This window comes from Sagittula sp. MA-2, assembly GCF_030126985.1.
Classification (GTDB): Bacteria; Pseudomonadota; Alphaproteobacteria; order Rhodobacterales; family Rhodobacteraceae; genus Sagittula.
Genome location: NZ_CP126145.1, coordinates 2761340 through 2780601 on the forward strand (window position 1 = coordinate 2761340; position 19262 = coordinate 2780601).

Annotated in this window: 18 protein-coding genes and 1 pseudogene; 6 read left to right on the forward strand and 13 right to left on the reverse strand. The window is 65.3% G+C overall.

The window, feature by feature from the left end; all coding sequences use genetic code 11:
- Positions 1 to 137: 137 nt before the first annotated feature.
- The gene (locus QNI11_RS13430) at positions 138 to 1907 is read right to left on the reverse strand and encodes a LysM peptidoglycan-binding domain-containing protein (RefSeq protein WP_283980509.1); all 1770 of its coding nucleotides are present in this window, start codon (positions 1905 to 1907) and stop codon (positions 138 to 140) included.
- 137 nt (positions 1908 to 2044) lie between these two features.
- Here QNI11_RS13430 and QNI11_RS13435 point away from each other — a divergent pair, with 137 nt between their 5' ends.
- Complete coding sequence (locus QNI11_RS13435) at positions 2045 to 2596, forward strand: TIGR00730 family Rossman fold protein (RefSeq protein WP_283980510.1); 552 nt, start codon at positions 2045 to 2047, stop codon at positions 2594 to 2596.
- Here QNI11_RS13435 and rarD read toward each other — a convergent pair.
- The 8 genes from rarD to QNI11_RS13475 all read right to left on the reverse strand — a co-directional run bounded on the left by rarD (position 2539) and on the right by QNI11_RS13475 (position 10557).
- Positions 2539 to 3453: an EamA family transporter RarD gene (gene rarD / locus QNI11_RS13440; protein WP_283980511.1), complete on the reverse strand. Its 915-nt coding sequence runs from the start codon at positions 3451 to 3453 to the stop codon at positions 2539 to 2541. The genes QNI11_RS13435 and rarD overlap by 58 nt on opposite strands.
- Positions 3454 to 3616: 163 nt before the next feature.
- Positions 3617 to 4216 (reverse strand): superoxide dismutase, encoded by a 600-nt coding sequence (locus QNI11_RS13445; protein ID WP_100930078.1) that lies wholly within the window; start codon positions 4214 to 4216, stop codon positions 3617 to 3619.
- Positions 4217 to 4310: 94 nt separating this feature from the next.
- Positions 4311 to 4730, reverse strand: coding sequence for a hypothetical protein (locus tag QNI11_RS13450; protein ID WP_283980512.1), 420 nt, complete (start codon positions 4728 to 4730; stop codon positions 4311 to 4313).
- Positions 4731 to 4792: 62 nt separating this feature from the next.
- Positions 4793 to 5356 carry a sarcosine oxidase subunit gamma gene (locus QNI11_RS13455; protein WP_283980513.1) on the reverse strand — a complete coding sequence of 188 codons (564 nt, stop codon included), beginning with the start codon at positions 5354 to 5356 and terminating at the stop codon, positions 4793 to 4795.
- Positions 5349 to 8375 (reverse strand): sarcosine oxidase subunit alpha family protein, encoded by a 3027-nt coding sequence (locus tag QNI11_RS13460; RefSeq protein WP_283980514.1) that lies wholly within the window; start codon positions 8373 to 8375, stop codon positions 5349 to 5351. The genes QNI11_RS13455 and QNI11_RS13460 overlap by 8 nt, the downstream gene beginning before the upstream one ends.
- 60 nt (positions 8376 to 8435) lie before the next feature.
- Positions 8436 to 8774, reverse strand: coding sequence for a sarcosine oxidase subunit delta (locus QNI11_RS13465; RefSeq protein ID WP_283980515.1), 339 nt, complete (start codon positions 8772 to 8774; stop codon positions 8436 to 8438).
- 147 nt (positions 8775 to 8921) lie between these two features.
- Positions 8922 to 9230, reverse strand: a complete 309-nt coding sequence (locus QNI11_RS13470) for a hypothetical protein (protein WP_283980516.1) — start codon at positions 9228 to 9230, stop codon at positions 8922 to 8924.
- Positions 9231 to 9309: 79 nt separating this feature from the next.
- Positions 9310 to 10557: a sarcosine oxidase subunit beta family protein gene (locus QNI11_RS13475; RefSeq protein ID WP_283980517.1), complete on the reverse strand. Its 1248-nt coding sequence runs from the start codon at positions 10555 to 10557 to the stop codon at positions 9310 to 9312.
- A 168-nt stretch (positions 10558 to 10725) separates the two neighbouring features.
- Here QNI11_RS13475 and ccmI point away from each other — a divergent pair, with 168 nt between their 5' ends.
- The 3 genes from ccmI to QNI11_RS13490 are packed head-to-tail and all read left to right on the forward strand — an operon-like array spanning position 10726 to position 12681.
- Positions 10726 to 11952: a c-type cytochrome biogenesis protein CcmI gene (gene ccmI / locus QNI11_RS13480; RefSeq protein WP_283980518.1), complete on the forward strand. Its 1227-nt coding sequence runs from the start codon at positions 10726 to 10728 to the stop codon at positions 11950 to 11952.
- Positions 11949 to 12419: a Holliday junction resolvase RuvX gene (ruvX, locus tag QNI11_RS13485; RefSeq protein ID WP_100930070.1), complete on the forward strand. Its 471-nt coding sequence runs from the start codon at positions 11949 to 11951 to the stop codon at positions 12417 to 12419. Before ccmI ends, ruvX begins: the two co-directional genes overlap by 4 nt.
- A gap of 25 nt (positions 12420 to 12444) precedes the next feature.
- Positions 12445 to 12681, forward strand: a complete 237-nt coding sequence (locus tag QNI11_RS13490) for a DUF1289 domain-containing protein (RefSeq protein ID WP_100930069.1) — start codon at positions 12445 to 12447, stop codon at positions 12679 to 12681.
- Positions 12682 to 12687: 6 nt separating this feature from the next.
- Here the strand turns inward: QNI11_RS13490 and QNI11_RS13495 are convergent, their stop codons facing one another.
- Positions 12688 to 13956: a calcium-binding protein gene (locus QNI11_RS13495; protein WP_283980519.1), complete on the reverse strand. Its 1269-nt coding sequence runs from the start codon at positions 13954 to 13956 to the stop codon at positions 12688 to 12690.
- 247 nt (positions 13957 to 14203) lie between these two features.
- Positions 14204 to 15214, reverse strand: a complete 1011-nt coding sequence (gene dusA, locus QNI11_RS13500; RefSeq protein ID WP_283980520.1) for a tRNA dihydrouridine(20/20a) synthase DusA — start codon at positions 15212 to 15214, stop codon at positions 14204 to 14206.
- Positions 15215 to 15333: 119 nt separating this feature from the next.
- On the opposite strand from dusA, the gene QNI11_RS13505 reads away from it, so the two are divergent.
- Together QNI11_RS13505 and QNI11_RS13510 are read left to right on the forward strand one after the other, a co-directional pair.
- Positions 15334 to 16404: a site-specific integrase gene (locus QNI11_RS13505; RefSeq protein WP_283980521.1), complete on the forward strand. Its 1071-nt coding sequence runs from the start codon at positions 15334 to 15336 to the stop codon at positions 16402 to 16404.
- A gap of 102 nt (positions 16405 to 16506) precedes the next feature.
- A pseudogene (locus QNI11_RS13510) lies at positions 16507 to 17432 on the forward strand (IS5 family transposase).
- Between the two features lie 109 nt (positions 17433 to 17541).
- Here QNI11_RS13510 and QNI11_RS13515 read toward each other — a convergent pair.
- Positions 17542 to 18453 (reverse strand): SDR family oxidoreductase, encoded by a 912-nt coding sequence (locus QNI11_RS13515; protein WP_283980522.1) that lies wholly within the window; start codon positions 18451 to 18453, stop codon positions 17542 to 17544.
- Between the two features lie 11 nt (positions 18454 to 18464).
- Positions 18465 to 19202 (reverse strand): SDR family oxidoreductase, encoded by a 738-nt coding sequence (locus QNI11_RS13520; RefSeq protein ID WP_283980523.1) that lies wholly within the window; start codon positions 19200 to 19202, stop codon positions 18465 to 18467.
- Positions 19203 to 19262: the final 60 nt, after the last annotated feature.

Consider the following 19262-nt stretch of genomic DNA (forward strand, 5'->3'; position numbering starts at 1 on the left):
CGGCTCTCCTGTGCCTAACACGCGCCCGAACAGGCGCGCCTGGGTCTGTCATGTCGGAAAAGGGCCGCGCCTTTGCGGGCGCAGCATCCGCGCAGCGCCTTACCTAGCCCGCGATGGAAGGAAGGACCAGCCCCGGATCACTCTCCGGCGGCGGCTGTGCCATCCGGCAGGTCGAAGATCTGGCCCGGGTAGATCAGGTCGGGATCGCGGATACGGTCCCGGTTGGCCCGGAAGATCTTCACGTATTCGATGCCGTGGCCGTAGCGGTCCTCGGAAATCCCCCAGAGCGTGTTGCCCGGCTGGACGGTGATCTCGGAGATCGGTCCTTCGCCCCGCTTTAGGCTGGCCAGCAGGTCCGGGTCCTCGCGCAGGAACGGGCTTTCGACGCGGGCCAGCACGGTGCCGTCGCCGTCGATCTGGTCGACGCGCAGCGTGTAGGTGCCGGTGTCGACCTCCGGCAATTCGACCTTCCAGCGCCCGCTTTCGACGATGCGCGACGTGGTGACGGGCCGGTTGTCCAGGTAGACGCGGACAAAGGCGTCATCCGCCCCCCTGCCCGTCAGCAGCACTTCGCCCGCGCTGCCGTAGTTGATCGTGTCGAGCGCCACCTCGTCCGGCTGGAGCGGACCGGAAGCCAGCACCTCCACCCCGCGCGGTCCGGTGACAAAGACCTTGGGCGCCTGCTGCGCGCCGGTTTCGCCGGGCTTAGGCGCGGGGTCGCGCGCTGCGATGGCGTCGTCCTGCGCGGACGGCGTGCCCACCGGGGCCGCACCGTCCGCCGGCATGGCAGGTACGCCCGGTTCGGCGGCGGTCACGCTGGGCGGGGCCTCGGGTCCGTCGTCTGCCTGCGGGGCGCTGCCAGACGCGGTGGCTAGGTCGAGCGCGCCGGGCGCCGCTGCACGCGGTGCGGAGAAGGACGCAAGCCCGCCGGCAGAGACCGCCTCATCCTGCCCCACGTCGTCGCCAAGCGCCTGAGGCGCGTCACCGGGCTGCGGCATCGGCGCGGCGGAGGCCACGGCGTCGGGGCTGGGTGCGGCGGCGGGGGCCGTGCGGACATCGGCCGCACCAAGCGCCGTTCCATCGGTCTGCGACCCGGGCACTGCGGCGCCGTCGGGGGCCTGCGGCTGGGTCAGCGGTCCGGGCGCGGCGGCCGCCCGCTGTTCGAAGCGCGGCGGCTGCGTCACATCGCTGGTCAGGGCGGAGGGGGCGACGATGACCTCGTCTTCCGACATGACCTCCCCGGTGTCGGCGCGGCTGCGCAGCCGTAGCACCGAGGCCTTGCCTTGGGACGGAAGCTCGACGAAGGCCACGAATTTCCCATCCTGCCCGATCAGCGCGGTGGCTGCGGGATCGCCGTCTACCAGCACGTCGATCTCAGCGCCCGGCTGTCCGGCGCCCGCCACCAGCGTGCTGCCGCCGGGCTCTGCGCGCACTGTATCGAAGCTAGGCGCGGAGGGATTGGCGGCTGCTGTCTCGCCTGCCTCGGGCATCGCATCGGATGTCGCTGCCGGATCGGACGGGGCAGCGACGACAGCATTTACCGCTGCCCCGTTTTCTGCCGCATCAGGTGCTGCTGAGCCGCTTTCTGCCAATTCCGGCGCGTCGGCCGTCTGGGCCGGTTCGGTATCTGTCTGCGCCGCCTCGACCGGCACCGATGCCTCTGTCCCTTCCACGACCGCCCCGGTGTCCCCATCGCCGGCCGACGCAAGCGCGTTCTCCGTTCCCGCGTCGCCTGCCTGCGTCGATGCCGTCTGCGGCGCATCCGGCCCTTGTGAGGCGCGCGCCGGGTCGTCAGCCGTGGTATCGTCCCCGCCCGGCAGGTCGATCAGCCCGAGCGCCAGAGCCACGGCCACTGCCCCCGCAACGGCCGCCCCTCCCAGTGCGCTGTTCTTCAAGGTATTGGTCATGGCAGTCTTTCAAACGGCTGCCCTGCGGCAGATGGCTCCCCAAAGCCGTCCACAGGGTGGTTGAGCGTGTATATCCCACGGTCTAGGTTGGGTCAAAAGCCGATTTTCCTGCACAAATCCAGCATAAGGGACCGCGCATGCTCAGAAAATCCATCTGCGTGTACTGCGGGTCGCGTCCGGGCGACCGCGAGGCATACACGACCGAGGCCACCTCGCTGGGCACCGCCATCGCCGACGAAGGCTGGCGGCTGGTCTACGGTGCGGGCGATGTGGGGTTGATGGGGACCGTTGCCCGCGCCGCGCAGGCCGCCGGGGGCGAGACCTTCGGTGTCATTCCCCAGCATCTGCAGGCGCGCGAAGTGGGCAAGTCCGACCTGACCACCTTCATCGTCACGGAGACCATGCACGAACGCAAGAAGGTCATGCTGATGAACGCCGATGCGGTGGTGGTGATGCCGGGCGGGCCGGGTTCGCTGGACGAGTTCTTCGAGGTGCTGACCTGGCGCCAGCTTGGCCTGCACCGGAAACCCATCGTGCTGCTGAACGTCGAGGATTACTGGGCACCGCTGGTCGCGCTGCTGGACCACGTGGTGGACAGCGGCTTTGCCGACAGGTCGCTGCTCGACTTCGTTCAGAGCGGCGGCTCGGCCCTCGACACCATGGCACTCCTGCGCCGCGCCCTCTCCTGAGACAGCGACTGGAAGGAATAGAGCGCCAGCGCAATCCAGATCAGCGCGAAGGCCACAAGCTGGAAGGTGTTCAGCGGCTCGCCGAACAGCACTACCGCGCAGAAGAACTGCAGCGTCGGGTTCAGGTATTGCAGGAGGCCCAGCGTCGCCATGTTCACCCGCTGCGCGGCTGCAGAGAACAGGATCAGCGGCAGCGCGGTCAGGACACCGGAGAAGAGCAGCAGCGCGGACAGACCGATGTCGGCGCCGAACACGCCTCCGCCGTTCCAATGCACATGGACGAGCCACCCCAGCCCCAGCGGCGTCAGCACCAGAACCTCGGCGGTGACGGAGGTCATCGCGCCGACGGTCAGCCGCTTCTTCACCAGACCGTAGAGGCCGAAGGTCAGCGCGATGACCAGCGATATCCAGGGCGCGACCCCCAGGCCCAGCGTCAGCTGCGTGACGGCCAGGGCCGCAAGGCCGACGGCCAGCCATTGCAGGGGCGCCAGGCGTTCCTTGAGCACCACGGTTGCGAGCAAAACCGCCACAAGCGGGAACATGTAGTAGCCCAGCGAGGCCTCCACGACATGGTCCGACTGCACCGAGAAGATGAACAGGAACCAGTTCACCGATATCGTCATCGCGGCCAAGGCCACAATCGCCACGGACCGCGAGTTGCCAAGCGCCAGACGCAAACGGCCAAGCCGCCTCTGCGCCGCGAGGATCCCGGCGAAGGTCACGAAAGACCAGATCGTCCTGTGCGCCAGCAGCTCCAGCGGCGGCACCTCCACCAGCAGCTTGTAGTATATCGGAGACAACCCCCAGATCGAGCACGCGCCGATCATGCAAAGGATACCCTGGATCTGTGGGGACATAAAAACGCTCCGGAAGGACGGACCCGTGGTAGTCAGCCCCTCCCGAAGGAGCAAGGGCCGAGGCCCCGGTGTAATCGCGAAGTTGCGGATATGGCCCGCCTGCGGAACGACGAAGGGGCGCGGATGAACCGCGCCCCTGTCTGGATCTCGATCCGGGTCGGGATTACATGCGCGAGGCCACGTTTTCCCAGTTCACCAGGTTGTCGAGGAAGTTCTGCAGGTAGGCCGGACGCTTGTTGCGGAAGTCGATGTAGTAGGAGTGCTCCCACACGTCGCAGCCCAGCAGGGCTGTCTGGCCGAAGCACAGCGGGTTCACGCCGTTCTCGGTCTTGGTGACCTTCAGGCCGCCGTCGGTGTCCTTCACCAGCCATGCCCAGCCGGAGCCGAACTGGCCGCCGCCCGCTGCGGCGAACTCTTCCTTGAACTTGTCGACGGTGCCGAAGCTGTCCTTGATCGCGGCTTCAAGCTCGGACGGCATCGCGCCCTTGTTCGGACCCATCATTTCCCAGAACTGGCAGTGGTTCCAGTGCTGCGAGGCGTTGTTGAAGATGCCCGACTGGGCGACGGCACCGGAATTGTAGGTGCCCTTGATGATCTCCTCGACGCTCTTGCCTTCCCACTCGGTGCCGGCGATCAGCTTGTTGCCGTTGTCGACGTAGGCCTTGTGGTGGATGTCGTGGTGGTACTCCATTGTTTCCTTGCTCATGCCGCTGGAGGCCAGCGCGTCGTGTGCATAGGGAAGATCGGGAAGTTCGAAAGCCATTGGGTTACCCTCTCCGTATTGGCAAGTCTCGGATACTTACCTGTTCCTGTGGACGGCGGAGGTCAAGTGAATGTCGCGAAAATCCGCATCCCGCTCAACGGGAGAGGGTGTCCACCTGGCAGGTCCCGCCCCGGGTGAAGTTGTTCGCATAGCCCGCGGGTTCGGCGAGGATGGAGAAGTGCCCGGAGGACTTCACGTAGGTGCCACGATACCTCAACTTGACCGGGCTGACCTGCAGGATGACTTCAACCGTCCAAGCGAACGTGGTGCGGGACGCGTTGTCCACGACAAGCCTGCCCTCCACCGGTTGCCCGTCGTTGAAGGCAAGGATCATGGCGTCAGACACCACCACACGGTCGCTGGCGGTGTCGCGGATGATGAAGACCAGCGGCTGGATGATGTCCAGCGACTCCGACCCGCGGACCGCGCACTTGTAGGCCACAAGATCGGCTTCGGCCGCCGTGGCGACGCTCGCACATATGGCGACGAACGCCGCGGTGAGCCATCTCAACATGCGCCGTTCCTCGCTTTCCGCCGCTCGGCCACTATTGGCGAGCGGCGGTGCGAACACAACCGTCAGCGCGCCGCGCTGCGGAAATAGTCGACGCGGCTGTCGGGATGGGCAGCGGTGCTCAGCAGCTCGAACATGTAGTCGGCCACGGAGCGGAAGCAGAACAGCGTCGCCGTCTCTTCGCCCTCCAGCCAGACACCGGCGGCGACCTGTCCGAAGCGGGTGCGCCGCAACTCACCCGGCTGCAGACCGTCCGGCGCCATGTCGAGCGGCGCAAGCTTGGCGATCACCTCGCGCACGGCACGGCCCTGAAGGCGGAACATCGCGCGGGCGTCGGACACGTCCAGCACCAGCGCGTGCTGGTCCGACAGCGCCTCTGCCAGTTTCGCGGCGCTTTCCGCGGCCTCCGCATGCGGCACGAGCATCATCAGCTCGTCCGGCGACATCCACAACAGGCCGCGTGCGCCATCTACCGAGGCGCCGCGCTGTTCCGGGAAGGCGACCCTGGCCACACCCGACACTGCCTCGCGGAAGGCGTCGGAGGCAAAGTCGCCGCGGATCGTGACCATGCCCTGCAGACCGATGGCGCGGACCTCGACAAGGCCCTCGTACACTGCGAGTTCAGACATTCTGCTTCTCTCCTTCCGGATCGTAGAAGACCGGGCTGACGATGCAGGCGGCCACTTCGGTTTCGCCATCGTCCTTCATGAAGCTGATGGTCTCGCCCATCCGCTGCGGACCGTTGTGCACCAGCCCCATGGCGATGCCCTTCTTCAGCGTGGGCGACCAGTAGGTCGAGGTCACGCGGCCCTGGGTGTTGCGCTGGCCGTTGGCGTTCCGACCCGGGGCCACCGCATAGGCGCCATCCGGCAGGACGGAGCCGTCCACCGTCTCCAGCCCCACCAGCTGCCAGCGATCGGGATTGTCCATGAAGTTGCGCACCTGCGCCCGCTTGCCGATGTAGTCCTCTTTCTTCTTCGAGATCGCCCAGTGCAGGCCAAGATCCTGCGGGATCACCGTGCCGTCGGTCTCGTCGCCGATCATGATGAAGCCCTTCTCGGCCCGCATGACGTGCAGCGCCTCGGTGCCGTAGGGCGTCGCGTCGAACTCCTTGCCGGCCTCCATCAGCTTGTCCCAGAGCGCGCGGCCCTGGCTTGCGGGCACCGCAATCTCGTAGCTCAGTTCCCCCGAGAAGGAGATCCGGTAGATGCGCACCGGGAACCCGCCCAGCGTGCCGTCCTTCCAGTCCATGAAGGCCATCGCCTCTTTCGAGACGTCCATGCCGCCGAGCTTCTCCAGCAGTTTCCGGGCGTTGGGGCCGACAACGGCGATCTGCGCATAGGCTTCGGTGACGTTGGCGGTGTAGACCTTCCAATCCCACCACTCGGTCTGCAGCCATTCCTCCATGTGGGCATGGATACGGTCCGCGCCGCCGGTCGTGGTATGGCAGAGGAAGGTGTCCTCGTCGATCCGCGCCACCACGCCGTCGTCGGTGAGGAAGCCGTTCTCCGTGCACATCAGGCCGTAGCGGCATTTGCCCGGCTTCAGCGTGCTCATCATGTTGGTGTAGAGCATGTCGAGGAAGCGGCCCGCGTCCGGCCCTTTGACGATGATCTTGCCGAGCGTGGAAGCGTCAAGCATTCCAACGCTTTGGCGCGTGGCGTTGATCTCTCGGTTGACAGCATCCTCGACGCTTTCCCCGGACTTGGGGAAAGCATAGGGACGGCGCCAGTCGCCGACCGGCTCGAACGTCGCACCATTGGCTTCGTGCCAGCCGTGGATCGGCGTCTTGCGCAGCGGATGAAACAGGTCTCCACGCGCATCGCCTGCAATCGCCCCCATTGAGATGGGCGTGTAAGGCGGACGGAAGGTGGTCGTGCCCACCTGCGGGATCGGCTCTCCCAACGCATCAGAAAGGATCGCCAGACCGTTGATGTTGCTCAGTTTCCCCTGATCCGTCGCCATGCCGAGCGTGGTGTAGCGCTTGGTATGTTCGACGGAGCGGTAACCCTCACGCGCCGCAAGCTGGACATCCGACACCTTCACGTCGTTCTGGTAGTCGAGCCAGGCTTTCATCCGCAGCCCGTCGTGCGCACGTTCCGGCATCAGCCAGACCTGCATGAGCGGCGCCTCGACGGCGGCCTCTCCGGCGGGCGTTCCCGGCAGATCGGCGCCGGAGACACCAAGCGCGGACAACACGGACTTTGCAGCCTTGTCAGCGTCTTGCAGCGTAGTGTTGATGTGCATCACGCCGCTTGCGCTGCCCGCGGTGGTGACGAATGCCTTGCCGTCCGCGCCCGTGGGCGCACGCGACGGATCGGGCTTGAAGTAGGCCTGCGCATCGTCCCAAGTCAGCTTGCCGCCGCAATGCGACCAGAGATGTACCACGGGGGACCAGCCGCCGGACATGGCGACCGCGTCGCAGGCGATCTCTTCGAGGACCGCGCCCTCGCCACGCTGGAGACCGATGGCCACGCCCTGCACCCGCTTGCCGCCGAAGACCTTGGTGATGGCTCGGTCACGTTCGACCCGGATGCCCATGGCCTGCGCTTCCTTGACCAGCGGCCCTTCGTTGCCGTGCGGGCGGGCATCGACGATCAGCGGCACCGCAAGTCCGGCTTTCTTCAGCGCGATGGCGGTCCGGTAGGCGTCATCGTTGTTGGTCACGACCACCGTGCGGTCGCCCGGGGACACGCCGTAGTTCACCAAGTAATCGCGCACGGCAGAGGCCAGCATGACCCCCGGCACGTCGTTGCCACCGAAGCTGAGCGGGCGTTCCAGCGCGCCGGTGGCGGTCACGATCTGCTTTGCCCGGATGCGCCACAGGCGGTGGCGGGGACCGGCGAGGAAAGGCGCGTGATCGTTCACGCGCTCGTAGCCCAGCACGTAGCCGTGGTCATAGACGCCCGCGCCCATGCTGCGGGTGCGAAGTTCGACATTAGGCATCGCTTCGAGCGTCTCGACCGCCTGGGCCACCCAGTCCTCGGCGGACATGCCGTCGATCGTGCCGCCGTCGACCGGCGCACGGCCACCCCAGTGGGCGGTCTGTTCCATCAGCAGGACGCGCTTGCCCGAGGCACCGGCGACCAGAGCCGCCTGCAGACCCGCGATGCCGCCGCCGATCACGAGCACATCCACGAAGGCGTAGAAATGTTCGTAATGGTCGGGGTCGCGCGTCTCCGGATCGGGTGCCTTGCCGAGACCGGCGGACTGGCGGATGAACGGTTCGTAAACGTGCTTCCAGAACGGACGCGGGTGAATGAAGGTCTTGTAATAGAACCCTGCGGTCAGGAACTTGCCAAACAGCCCGTTCATCGCGCCGATGTCATGTTCCAGCGACGGCCAGTGGTTCTGCGAGGTCGCGGTCAGCCCGTCGAACAGCTCTGTCGTGGTGCAGCGCTGGTTCGGTTCGTGCTTCACACCCTCGCCAAGGTTCACCAGCGCGTTCGGCTCCTCGGCGCCGGAGGCGACGATGCCGCGGGGGCGGTGGTACTTGAAGCTTCGGCCGACCAGCATCTGGTCGGCGCCCAGAAGCGCCGCGGCGAGCGTGTCGCCGGCATAGCCTTCGAGCCGCTTGCCGTTGAAGGTGAAGCCCAGCTTGGTCGACCGGTCGATCAGGCGACCGCCGTGGGAAAGACGGGTGCTCATGTCAGGCCTCCGCGCAGAGTGAATTGTTCGATTTGTGCAAGACGGAGTGCGGGAAACGGGTCATTCCGCCGCCTCTATGTCGCGCCATTTGAAGTTCGGGTGTTTATCCACAATTCGGCCGAGGATATCCACAGGCGGACGGGTGGTCTGCGCGGGGTAGGTTCCGAAGACCTCCATGGTCACGGTGCAACGCGCGGCGTGGAACCACTTGCCGCAGCCGTTGGAATGGCGCCAGCGCTCGAAATGCACGCCCTTGGGGTTCTCGCGCATGAAGAGGTAACCCTCGAAGTCGTCGTCGGAGGAGCCGGGACCGAACCGCTTCAGATGCGCCTCGCCGCCCGCGGACAGTTCTGTTTCCTCGGCGGCCACGCCGCAATAGGGACAGGTGAAGATCAGCATGTCGGGGCCTCCATCCAAGCGGAATGCGTGTGGGACGCGTGCGCCGCAGGGGCGCCGCGCAGACTGTGGGCCGGGCACGAAAAAAGGCCGGGCTGCTCGCGCAGTCCGACCTTCTCCGGTCCGTGCCATGAACCTGAGGGAGTGGCGTCAGTTGCCTTCGGCAGCCGGTGCAGCGTCGCTTTCCGCCGGAGCGGGTGCAGCGGCGTCGCCAGCCGGTGCAGCGTCGGTGTTGGCTGCCGGCGCAGATGCACCTTCGTCGCTTTCGACGGTGATGTTGACGTTGGAGCCGCCATCATCGGTCGCGGTTGTGGTGTCAGCGCTGCCGAAGATGATCCAGGCCAGGAACGCCACGACGACCACGAGGATGCCGACGATGAAGGCGATCCCGGAATTGCCGCGGGATTCGCGCGTCGTTGTGGTGGTCGTTGTGTGGTTGTTGTGTGCAGAGTCCGACATGTTCTTTGTCCTTTCGCTTTCAGCGTCGGGATTGGAACGTCGCTTCCTTCGAAAAGGTTCCAGAAGATTTTCGCGATCATCAGTGGGCCACCCCGGCGGCCACGGATTCGTCGATGAAGCGGCCTTCGCGGAAGCGGTTCATCGAGAAATCCTCGCAGAGCGCGGACTTCCCGGTGGCCATCAGTTCGGCAAAGCCCCAGCCCGAGCCCGGGATTGCCTTGAAGCCGCCGGTGCCCCAGCCACAGTTGATGAAGCAGCCCTCGACCGGGGTCTTCGACAGGATCGGAGAGCGGTCGCCGGTCATGTCCACGATGCCGCCCCACTGGCGCAGCATCTTGAGGCGCGACACCATGGGGAAGGTCTCGATCAGTGCGGCGACGGTATGTTCGATGTGGTGGAACGACCCGCGCTGGGTGAAGGCGTTGTAGCTGTCGGTGCCGCCGCCGATGACCATCTCGCCCTTGTCGGACTGAGACATGTAGCCGTGCACGGTGTTCGCCATGACGACACAGTCCATGATCGGCTTGATAGGTTCGGAGACGAGCGCCTGAAGCGGTGCGGATTCCACCGGCAGGCGGAAGCCCGCCATGCGCGCCAGCTCGCCGGAGTGGCCGGCGACGACGATGCCCAGCTTGTCACAGGCGATGTGGCCCTTGGTGGTGTCGACGCCGGTGACCTTGCCGCCGTCACGGGTGACGCCGGTGACCTCGCAGCGCTGGATGATGTCCATGCCCATTGCCGAACAGGCACGCGCATAACCCCAAGCCACGGCATCGTGGCGCGCGGTCCCTGCCCGCTCCTGCCAGAGCGCGCCCAGCACCGGGTAGCGCGGCCCGTCGAGACGGATGATCGGCACGATCTCCTTCACCCGCTTCGGCGAGATGAACTCCGTCTGCACCCCTTGCAGCGCGTTGGCGTGCGCCGTGCGCTGGTAGCCGCGGACCTCGTGTTCGGTCTGCGCCAGCATCATCACGCCGCGGGGGCTGAACATGATGTTGTAGTTCAGATCCTGGCTCAGCGTCTCGTAGAGCGACCGCGCCTTTTCGTAGATCGCCGCGGACGGGTCCTGCAGGTAGTTCGACCGGATGATGGTCGTGTTCCGGCCGGTGTTGCCGCCGCCGAGCCAGCCCTTCTCGATCACCGCCACGTTGGTGATGCCGAAATTCTTGCCAAGGTAGTAGGCCGTGGCGAGGCCATGCCCCCCCGCGCCGACGATCACGACATCGTAGCGTTTCTTGGGCTGTGCATCGCGCCACGCCTGTTCCCAGCCTTTATGACCGGTCATCAGGGCCTCACGGACGATGGCAAAGGCGGAATAGCGTTTCATGGCTCGAATCCCCGTCGTTTCGCCGTTTGATGCACCCAAATAGCGCCCGTTCGCGACATGCAACCGTCATTCCGGTGCACAGTTGCGACATGGGTTCTCACCGGGTCCTTTTGCCCTTTTGTCGAGCGGCCCGCGCGCTTAGATCATAGCGAACGAAGAGGAGGCACGATGGTATTCTGGATCCTGACAGGCGCGGTTGCGCTGGTGGTCGCGGCGGGGCTGGGCTGGTCGGTCCTGCGGGGCACGCGGGAAACGGGTCCGGCCGAGGCCTTCGACATGCAGGTCTATCGCGACCAGCTGGCGGAAATCGACAGCGACGCGGCCCGCGGCAAGATCGACGCCGAAGAAGCGGAACGCCTGCGGCTGGAAATCTCGCGCCGTTTGCTGGCCGCCGATGCCAAGGCGCAGGGCGGCAGCGCGTCGGTCGTTCAGCCCGCGGGGATCAGCCGGGTCACCGCCGGTATGCTGACACTGGTGCTGCTGGTGGGCGGTTTCGGCCTTTACTTGGCCCTCGGCGTGCCGGGGTATCGCGATCAGCCACGGCACCTTCGCCTCTCCGCCGCCGCCGACGCCCTGAAGAACCGTGCCAGCCAGGCCGAGGCCGAGGCGCGCCTGCCCGCGTCGATGCCTCAGGATGCGCCGGGCGAATACCTCGACCTCGTCGAAAAGCTGCGTGCCGCTGTCGAGGCGCGGCCCGACGAGTTGCAGGGTCAGATCCTGCTGGCCCGCTCTGAGGCGGCGCTGGGGAACTACCGCGCGTCCTACGAGGCGCAGCAGAAGATCATCGAACTGAAGGGTGACCAGGCGACGGCAGAGGATTACGCCAACCTCGCCGACATGATGGTGCTGGCCGCGAACGGCTACGTGTCCCCCGAGGCGCAGAAGGCGCTGGAGCAGGCCCTTGGCCGCGATCCGGAGAACGGTGTCGCGCGCTTCTACGGCGGGCTGATGATGGCGCAGATCGGGCGGCCTGACCGCGGATTCCGGATGTGGCGCGATCTCTTGTCCGACAGCCAGCCGGACGACCCGTGGGTGGAGCCGCTGCGCGCCCAGATCGAGGAGATGGCGATGCGCGCCGGCGAGAACCGCTTTGAGTTGCCGCCGCTGGAAACCGCGCGTGGACCGTCGCAGGCGGACGTGGACGCGGCCGCCGACATGACCGAAGAAGACCGGCAGGAGATGATCCGCGGCATGGTGAACCAGCTTTCCGAGCGGCTCGCCACCCAAGGCGGCGCACCGGAGGAATGGGCGCGGCTGATCTCTTCGCTGGCGGTGATCGGCGAGACGGATCGCGCGGGCGCGATCTGGACGGAGGCCAAGACCGTGTTTGCCGGGAACGAGGATGCCCTTCAGACCATCAGGGAGGCCGCACAGCGCGCCGGGGTGTCGGAGTGATCCACGACAACATCGAGGACTTCGCGGCCGCCCTGCCCCCGATGCAGGCGCTCATGGGACTGGACCTGGGGACAAAGACCATCGGGGTGGCGGTGTCGGATGGAATGAGATCCGTCGCCACGCCGCTGGAGACCGTGAAGCGCAAGAAGTTCGGTGTCGATGCGGAGCGCCTGCAGACCCTGATCGCCGGGCGCCGCGTCGGCGGGCTGATCCTTGGCCTGCCGCGCAACATGGACGGGTCGGAGGGCCCGCGGTGCCAGTCCACCCGCGCCTTTGCCCGCAACTTTGCCGCACTCTGGGACGGCCCGATCGGCTACTGGGACGAGCGGCTGTCCACCGTCGCGGCGGAAAAGGCATTGCTTGAGGCGGATACGACACGGAAACGTCGCGCCGAGGTCATAGATCACGTCGCGGCCTCATATATCCTGCAGGGAGCGCTGGACCGGCTCAGGTTCCTTGGCGCATGACAAAGAGAGCAGTAAGGCAATCCACATGAAGGACGACGTCTGGCGACGCGACGAGATCGAAAGCCCCTGCGTGAAGCTGTGCGCCGTGCATCCGGCGGCCCGGCTGTGCGTGGGCTGCCTGCGCACGGTGGACGAGATCGCCAACTGGTCGCGCATGACCTCGGACGAGCGGCGCGAGATCATGGCCGCCCTGCCCTCGCGCAAGTCCAGAATCGCGACGCGCCGCGGCGGTCGCGCGGCGCGTCTCAAGGAACGTGGATAGGGCCGGTCAGGCCGCGACGGGCGAGGCCGGAACAGGTGCCGGGTCGGCGATGGAGACCGGAACGTCCCCGTCGTAACCCTGGATCGCGACGTCCGCCGCACCGACCGAGGTCGCGGACCTTACGCTTGCCACGACCATGCCATTCACCCGCGCCTCGATCAGCGACGAGCCGTCGGTGTTGTTGACGATAGAGAGAGTGGTGTCGTCGAGGTCGTCCTCGGGGATCTGGAACAGGATCATGTCCTCGCCCGGGGTGAAGTCTGTGATCGTGCCCGGAACCGCGCTGCCGAAGAAGCTGTCCGCCCCGGCGCCGCCCGTCATCATGCCAGCCCCGGCCAGCTCGTCATCGCCGTCGCCGCCAATCAGGACGCCGTTGCCGACCAGGGTATCGTTGCCCGCCCCGCCGTCGACCGTGGCATTGTCGTCGATCCCGCCAAACACGTCGTCTCCGTCGCCTAGGTCGATGTCATAAAGGCCGGTCTGCGCGGCAGCGGTCGCGATGCCGTCGCCGGTGACGGACACGCTGTCATTGCCGAGGCCCGCGTCGATGGTGCCGGTTCCGCCGTTTGCGACCACGGCATCGTCGCCCGCACCCGCGTCGGCTGTGTTGACGCCGTCGCCAAGCTGGATCGCGTCGTTGCCGTCACCGCCCAGCACGGTGTCGTTGCCGGTGCCGTCGTAGATCGTGTCGTTGCCCGCGCCGCCATCCAGCAGGTCGGCGCCGTCCACGCCCTTCAGCAGGTCGTTGCCCAGGCCGCCGATCAGGGTGTCGTTGCCGTCGTTGCCGACCAGCTTGTCGTCGTTCGGGCCGCCGTCGATGTAGTCGTTGCCCGCACCGCCGACCAGCTTGTCCTCTCCGAGATTGCCGCTGAGGCTGTCGTTGCCCGCCTCGCCGAATGCCGTGTCGTTGCCGCCGTTCCCGGACAGGTCGTCATTGCCGTCGCCACCGTACAGGAGATCGTCGCCCGGGCCACCGACCAGCGTGTCGTTGCCTTCGCGCCCGTCGATCCGGTCGTCGCCCGAGCCGCCATTGACCACGTCGTCGCCCTCGTAGGCGATGTAGCGGTCGTCGGTGTCGCCCAGCGTTTCCGTGTCGTCGCCGGACGTGCCTGCATTCACGGTCGGGGGGATCGGGATGTTCGGGTTCTCCTGCCCGTCGGTGCCGCCGTCCGTGCCGTTGTCGGTGGGGCCTTCGGTCGGGAAGGATTCGTTGTCATCGTCGTCATCGCTGTCGAACAGTCCGCCGAGACTGGCGAGCAGCAGAAAAGGCAGCAAGGAAAGCACCCACATGGTCAAAGACCCCCCAATTTGTGCAGCATGAAAATCAGTTTGCTTACGAATTAACACTTTATCAAATTTTTCGCGTATTCCAGCGCCTTTGCGGGAAAGTGGGCAGCAATGCGGCTGACTGTCCACGAAACAGGGACAGTCAGCCCCATGGCCGGGTTTCGTTGCACGAATTAACCATTATCGGACCAGAAGTTTGCGCCGCCTGATTCTGGTTGGCGTCAGGTCCTGCGGCTTACGCAGCCCGGGCGGCGACCTCGGACAGCGCGCGCTCGACCACTTCCGGACCCGCGCCATCACGTGTCGTCTCGGTCGACAACACCTGCCGCCAGCGCCGCGCACCGGGGCAGCCGGCAAATAGGCCGAGCATGTGGCGCGTCACCTGGTGCAGGCGTCCGCCCTCTGTCAGGTGACGCTCGATATAGGGCAACATGTCGCGAACCACGTCCTCGCGCCCGCGCGGGCCCTGCGGTTCGCCCCAGATCAGAGCGTCCGCCTCCCCGAGGATGTCCCACGGCTGGTGATAGGCCGCCCGCCCCACCATCACGCCGTCCAGCCCGGCATCGAGGAAACCGCGCGCCTGTTCCAGCGAGCCGATGCCCCCGTTCACCGAAAGGTGCAGGTGCGGAAAGAGGCCGCGCATCTGCATTACGAGGTCGTAGTCGAGCGGCGGAATATCCCGGTTCTCCTTAGGCGACAGTCCCTGAAGCCAGGCCTTGCGCGCGTGGATCGAGATCCGCGAACAGCCCGCCGCGCCGAGACGGGCGAGGAACTCCGGCAGCACTTCGTTCGGGTCCTGATCGTCCACACCGATCCGGCACTTCACCGTCACCTCGACATCCACGGCATCCTGCATCGCCTCGACGCAGCGGATCACCGTATCCGGGTCCTTCATCAGGACCGCGCCGAAGGTGCCCGATTGCACCCGGTCAGAGGGACAGCCGCAGTTGAGGTTGATCTCGTCATACCCGGCATCCGCCCCAAGCCGCGCCGCCTCCGCCAACTCCACCGGGTCGGAACCGCCCAGTTGGAGGGCCACGGGATGCTCCTCGGGACTGTGGTCGAGCAGGTGTAGCGCGCCCCCCCGCACAAGCGCAGGCGCCGTCACCATTTCTGTGTATAGCAGCGCATGCCGCGACATGAGCCGGTGGAACACACGGCAATGGCGGTCGGTCCAGTCCATCATCGGCGCTACGGACAGACGAGAGGCCGTTGAAATATCTAGTTTTTTATTCTTTTCCGTCACTTATTGACACCTACAGTTCGTCTTGTTTCCGCTCATTGTGGACCAAATTCGTCGATTTTGACACTGGATTTGGTCCCATGGACCAAATACAATTCCGTGGACCAAATGGGGAGACCGTCATGGGCTCGATCACCACACGCAAGCGCAAGGATGGAAGTCACAGTTACAGGGCACGTGTACGAGTGATGCGCGAGGGAACCGTCTATCACGAGACGAAGACTTTTGACAGACGCCCAGCTGCGACCACTTGGATAAAGAAGCGCGAGAAAGAGCTAGCAAAGCCTGGTGCCTTGGAGGAGCTGAACGTATCTGACCCTCCGCTATCCAAAGCGATCGAGCGCTACACCGAAGAAACGGTGAAGGACATCGGTCGCACAAAGGCCCAGGTCCTCAGGACCATCGCCACCTACCCGATCGCCGATCTGCCCTGTTCCACCATCAGGTCGAAGGATGTCATCGAGTTTCTTCAGTCACTGCCCGGACAACCGCAAACAGTCGGGAACTACGCGAGCCATCTCGCCTCCATATTCGCCATAGCACGACCGATGTGGGACTTCCGACTGGATGACCGGGAGATGAGAGACGCGATCACCGTCGCGCGCCGCATGGGGATCATCTCCCGTTCTGCGCAGCGGAACCGCAGACCCACCCTTGATGAACTCGACCGGCTGCTGGCCCACTTCATTGATCGCCGCCAGAGAACGCCTCAAGCCATGCCCATGCACAAGGTGATCGTTTTCGCTCTCTTCTCGACGCGCCGACAGGCTGAGATTACCCGCCTCAGCTGGGATGACTTTCAGAAGGAGCACAAGCGCATTCTGGTCCGTGACATGAAGCATCCCGGCGAAAAGCGCGGAAACGATACCTGGGTCGATCTACCCGACGAGGCCATTCGGATCATCGACAACATGCCCGAGCATAAAGCTGAAATCTTCCCCTACTCACCGGACGCAATCACGGCCAACTTCACCCGCGCTTGCAAGCTGATCGGGATCGAAGATCTGCACTTCCACGATCTGCGCCACGAAGGCATTTCTCGGCTATTCGAGATGGGCTGGAACATTCCCCATGTCGCAGCTGTCAGCGGACACAGGTCTTGGGTCAGCCTGAAACGCTACACGCACATTCGGGAAACAGGCGACAAATATGCGAATTGGCATGGCTTGCAGCTAGCGATCATCAGAGACTGAGCTCGCATGAGTGCTTGAAGTGTCAGCAGTCGCAACCGGCTTTGTTGCGCAAAGGCGGATGTAGGATTCATCTCGTGAATCCAGCATGGTGGCTGGGGCGTCATGAGCAGACCCAAACCGCCGAGCTACAAGACCAAGAATTGGCCGTGCTACAATGAAGCGCTGAAGCAGCGTGGCTCGCTCACCATCTGGTTCGATCCGGACATGGTGTGGGTGCCGCTGGCGACCGGCAAGCGAGGCCGACGGCCCCAATATAGTGATGCCGCGATCCAGACCTGCCCCACGATGAAGGTTCTCTTCGGCATGCCGCTTAGGCAGACGACTGGGTTCGTGGAAAGCCTGCTGCACTTGGTCGGCCCCGACTGGGCTGTGCCGGATTTCAGCACTCTGAGCCGGCCGCAGAAGAGCTTGGCTGTGAGCGTTCCCTACCGCGGCTCGAAGGGGCAGCTGAACTTGCTGATCGACAGCACTAGCATCAAGACGGAAGGCGAGTGGCACGCGCGCAAACATGGTGGTGCCAAACGCCGCCTGTGGCGCAAGATGCACATCGGCGTCGACGAGCACACGCTGGAGATCCGAGCCATCGAAGTCACCTGTAGCAATGTCGGCGATGCGCCAATGCTACCCGATTTGCTGGATCAGATCCCGGCGGACGTCGAGATCTGATCGGTCACCGCCGACGGGGCCTATGACACCCGCAAGTGCCATGACGCCGTCGCCGACCGCGGTGCCGATGCTATTATACCACCCCGCAAGAACGCCAAGCTGTGGAAGCCCTCGACTGCGGGCGCCGTTGCGCGGAGCGAGGCGCTGCGCGCATCAAAATACCTCGGCCGCGCATCTGGCGAAAGTGGAGCGGATACCACCGCTGGAGCCGCGCCGAGACGAAGATGCATTGCGTGAAGTTGCTGGGGCAGAGCCTCATGGCACGCGACTTCGATCGCCAAGTCGCAGAACTCCAAGTCCGCGCCGCCGTGTTGAACGGCTACACCGCGCTCGGAATACCTGTCACCGAGCCCATGGGATAAGTACGTCCGGGGAAAAGGGGAAGTGCAGCCGTCATCATCTTTGCGCAACTAAGCCGTCTGACGCTGCCACTGGTCATTCAGGGTAGTGCCATGCCCCCAGGCCGTCACATCACGTTGCGGGCTCGGTCTTTGCCGCGGGGCGCAAGAGGCTCTCCAACCCCATACGCCAGAATATCTCCCTCCGGACACGATCGGCCACCGCGTTGACCTCTTCGGAGCCGTCGCGAGAGGGGTCGACATGGACGCGGAATGGCCGCTTGCTAAAGGGCATATCCACGACGCGAACGATGGCCCGCGCGACATCGGCCGGATCGGCGTCATCGGGTTCAAGTGCGGCCAGCCTGTCGAGGGCAATCTTGTCGACGCCTTTCAACGGGCCGTCCATATAGGCCGTGGCAATCTCGGGATCGGAAGGCCTGCCGGCATGGGCAAAGTGGTTGGTGCCGCTCGTGAAGGCGCCCGGCACCATGATCGTGGTCTCGATCCCCCAAGGTGCCAGTTCCGCCGCATAGCTGACGGCGAGCGCGTCCATTCCCGCCTTGGCCGCGAAGTAGGGACCGAGGAAGGGCGGCGTGCCCCCGCGTGTTGACGAGGACCCGACCCAGAGCACAAGACCCCGCCCCCGCGCGCGCATCGCTGGCAGAGCGGCCCGGTTCACCCGCTGCGTCGACAGCACGTTGGAGTCGTAATACCGCGCCAGATCCTCGGGCGAGAAGGCTTCGGTGGGGCCGAACCCCATATGGCCGGCATTGTGGATCAGGACGTCGATGCCGCCCGTTTCGGATTCGACCTGTGCGATGCAGGCTCCGACCGAGGCCGCATCGGCCACGTCCATCTCGGCGGTGCGGAGATCGACACCGCGGCTCGTGGCATAGTTCCGCGCTTCCGCGACCTTCGGGGCATTGCGCCCCTCGGTTTCGCGCATGGTCGCGTAGACGGTGTGACCGGCATCGGCCAGAGCGCGCGCCGTCATGGCGCCAAAGCCGCTGGATGCGCCGGTGATCAGGATCGTGTAGGTCATTGCGGTCTCCCTCATACCATGCCGCCATTCGCGCGCAGGGTCTGGCCGTTGATCCAGCCGCCGTCCGGACCGGCCAGAAAGGCCACGACGCCTGCAATGTCCTCGGGCTGGCCCAACCTCTCCAACGGGTTTGCCATTGACAGACCCTCGACCTGCTTGTCGGTCTTTCCATCCAGGAAAAGCGCCGTAGCCGTAGGTCCGGGCGCCACGGAATTAACGGTGATGTTGCGCCCTCGAAGCTCCTTCGAAAGGATGTCGCCCATCACCTCCACCGCGGCCTTGGTGGCGGCGTAGATGCCGTAGGTCGGCATCTTTAGGCCCACGACGGAGGTGGAGACGTTCACGATACGCCCGCCGCTCGGCATACGCCGCGCCGCCTCGCGCAATGCGTTGAACGTGCCTTTCAGGTTTGTCGCGACGATGCGGTCGAACATCTCGTCCTCGCATTCGGCGAGGGGCGCAAGCTGCATGATGCCGGCAGAGTTCACCAGAATGTCAGGCACGCCAAAGGCGGCCTCGGTCCGGTCGAAGAGCTCCGCCACCTGGACAGGGGCGGCCACGTCGGCCCTGGCGGCAACGGCGCGGCCGCCAGCCGCCTCGATCTTTGCCACCGTTTCGTTCGCGGCCGCCTCGTTGCCGGCATAGTTCACGACCACCGCGAAACCTTCGGCGGCCAGGCGCGTCGCGATGGCGGCGCCGATCCCACGCGAGGCGCCGGTGACGAGGGCTGTTCTTGTGCGTTCTGTCATATCGATGGCTCCTTGACTGGTTTTGTCTACGTCCAAAGAAAGATGGGCTATCGTTCTTCT

Bases quoted from the DNA above. Each gene is read 5' to 3' on its own strand.
- QNI11_RS13430 (WP_283980509.1), bottom strand. From the start codon at position 1,907: ATGACCAATACCTTGAAGAACAGCGCACTGGGAGGGGCGGCCGTTGCG.
- QNI11_RS13435 (WP_283980510.1), top strand. From the start codon at position 2,045: ATGCTCAGAAAATCCATCTGCGTGTACTGCGGGTCGCGTCCGGGCGAC.
- rarD (WP_283980511.1), bottom strand. From the start codon at position 3,453: ATGTCCCCACAGATCCAGGGTATCCTTTGCATGATCGGCGCGTGCTCG.
- QNI11_RS13445 (WP_100930078.1), bottom strand. From the start codon at position 4,216: ATGGCTTTCGAACTTCCCGATCTTCCCTATGCACACGACGCGCTGGCC.
- QNI11_RS13450 (WP_283980512.1), bottom strand. From the start codon at position 4,730: ATGTTGAGATGGCTCACCGCGGCGTTCGTCGCCATATGTGCGAGCGTC.
- QNI11_RS13455 (WP_283980513.1), bottom strand. From the start codon at position 5,356: ATGTCTGAACTCGCAGTGTACGAGGGCCTTGTCGAGGTCCGCGCCATC.
- QNI11_RS13460 (WP_283980514.1), bottom strand. From the start codon at position 8,375: ATGAGCACCCGTCTTTCCCACGGCGGTCGCCTGATCGACCGGTCGACC.
- QNI11_RS13465 (WP_283980515.1), bottom strand. From the start codon at position 8,774: ATGCTGATCTTCACCTGTCCCTATTGCGGCGTGGCCGCCGAGGAAACA.
- QNI11_RS13470 (WP_283980516.1), bottom strand. From the start codon at position 9,230: ATGTCGGACTCTGCACACAACAACCACACAACGACCACCACAACGACG.
- QNI11_RS13475 (WP_283980517.1), bottom strand. From the start codon at position 10,557: ATGAAACGCTATTCCGCCTTTGCCATCGTCCGTGAGGCCCTGATGACC.
- ccmI (WP_283980518.1), top strand. From the start codon at position 10,726: ATGGTATTCTGGATCCTGACAGGCGCGGTTGCGCTGGTGGTCGCGGCG.
- QNI11_RS13490 (WP_100930069.1), top strand. From the start codon at position 12,445: ATGAAGGACGACGTCTGGCGACGCGACGAGATCGAAAGCCCCTGCGTG.
- QNI11_RS13505 (WP_283980521.1), top strand. From the start codon at position 15,334: ATGGGCTCGATCACCACACGCAAGCGCAAGGATGGAAGTCACAGTTAC.
- QNI11_RS13515 (WP_283980522.1), bottom strand. From the start codon at position 18,453: ATGACCTACACGATCCTGATCACCGGCGCATCCAGCGGCTTTGGCGCC.
- QNI11_RS13520 (WP_283980523.1), bottom strand. From the start codon at position 19,202: ATGACAGAACGCACAAGAACAGCCCTCGTCACCGGCGCCTCGCGTGGG.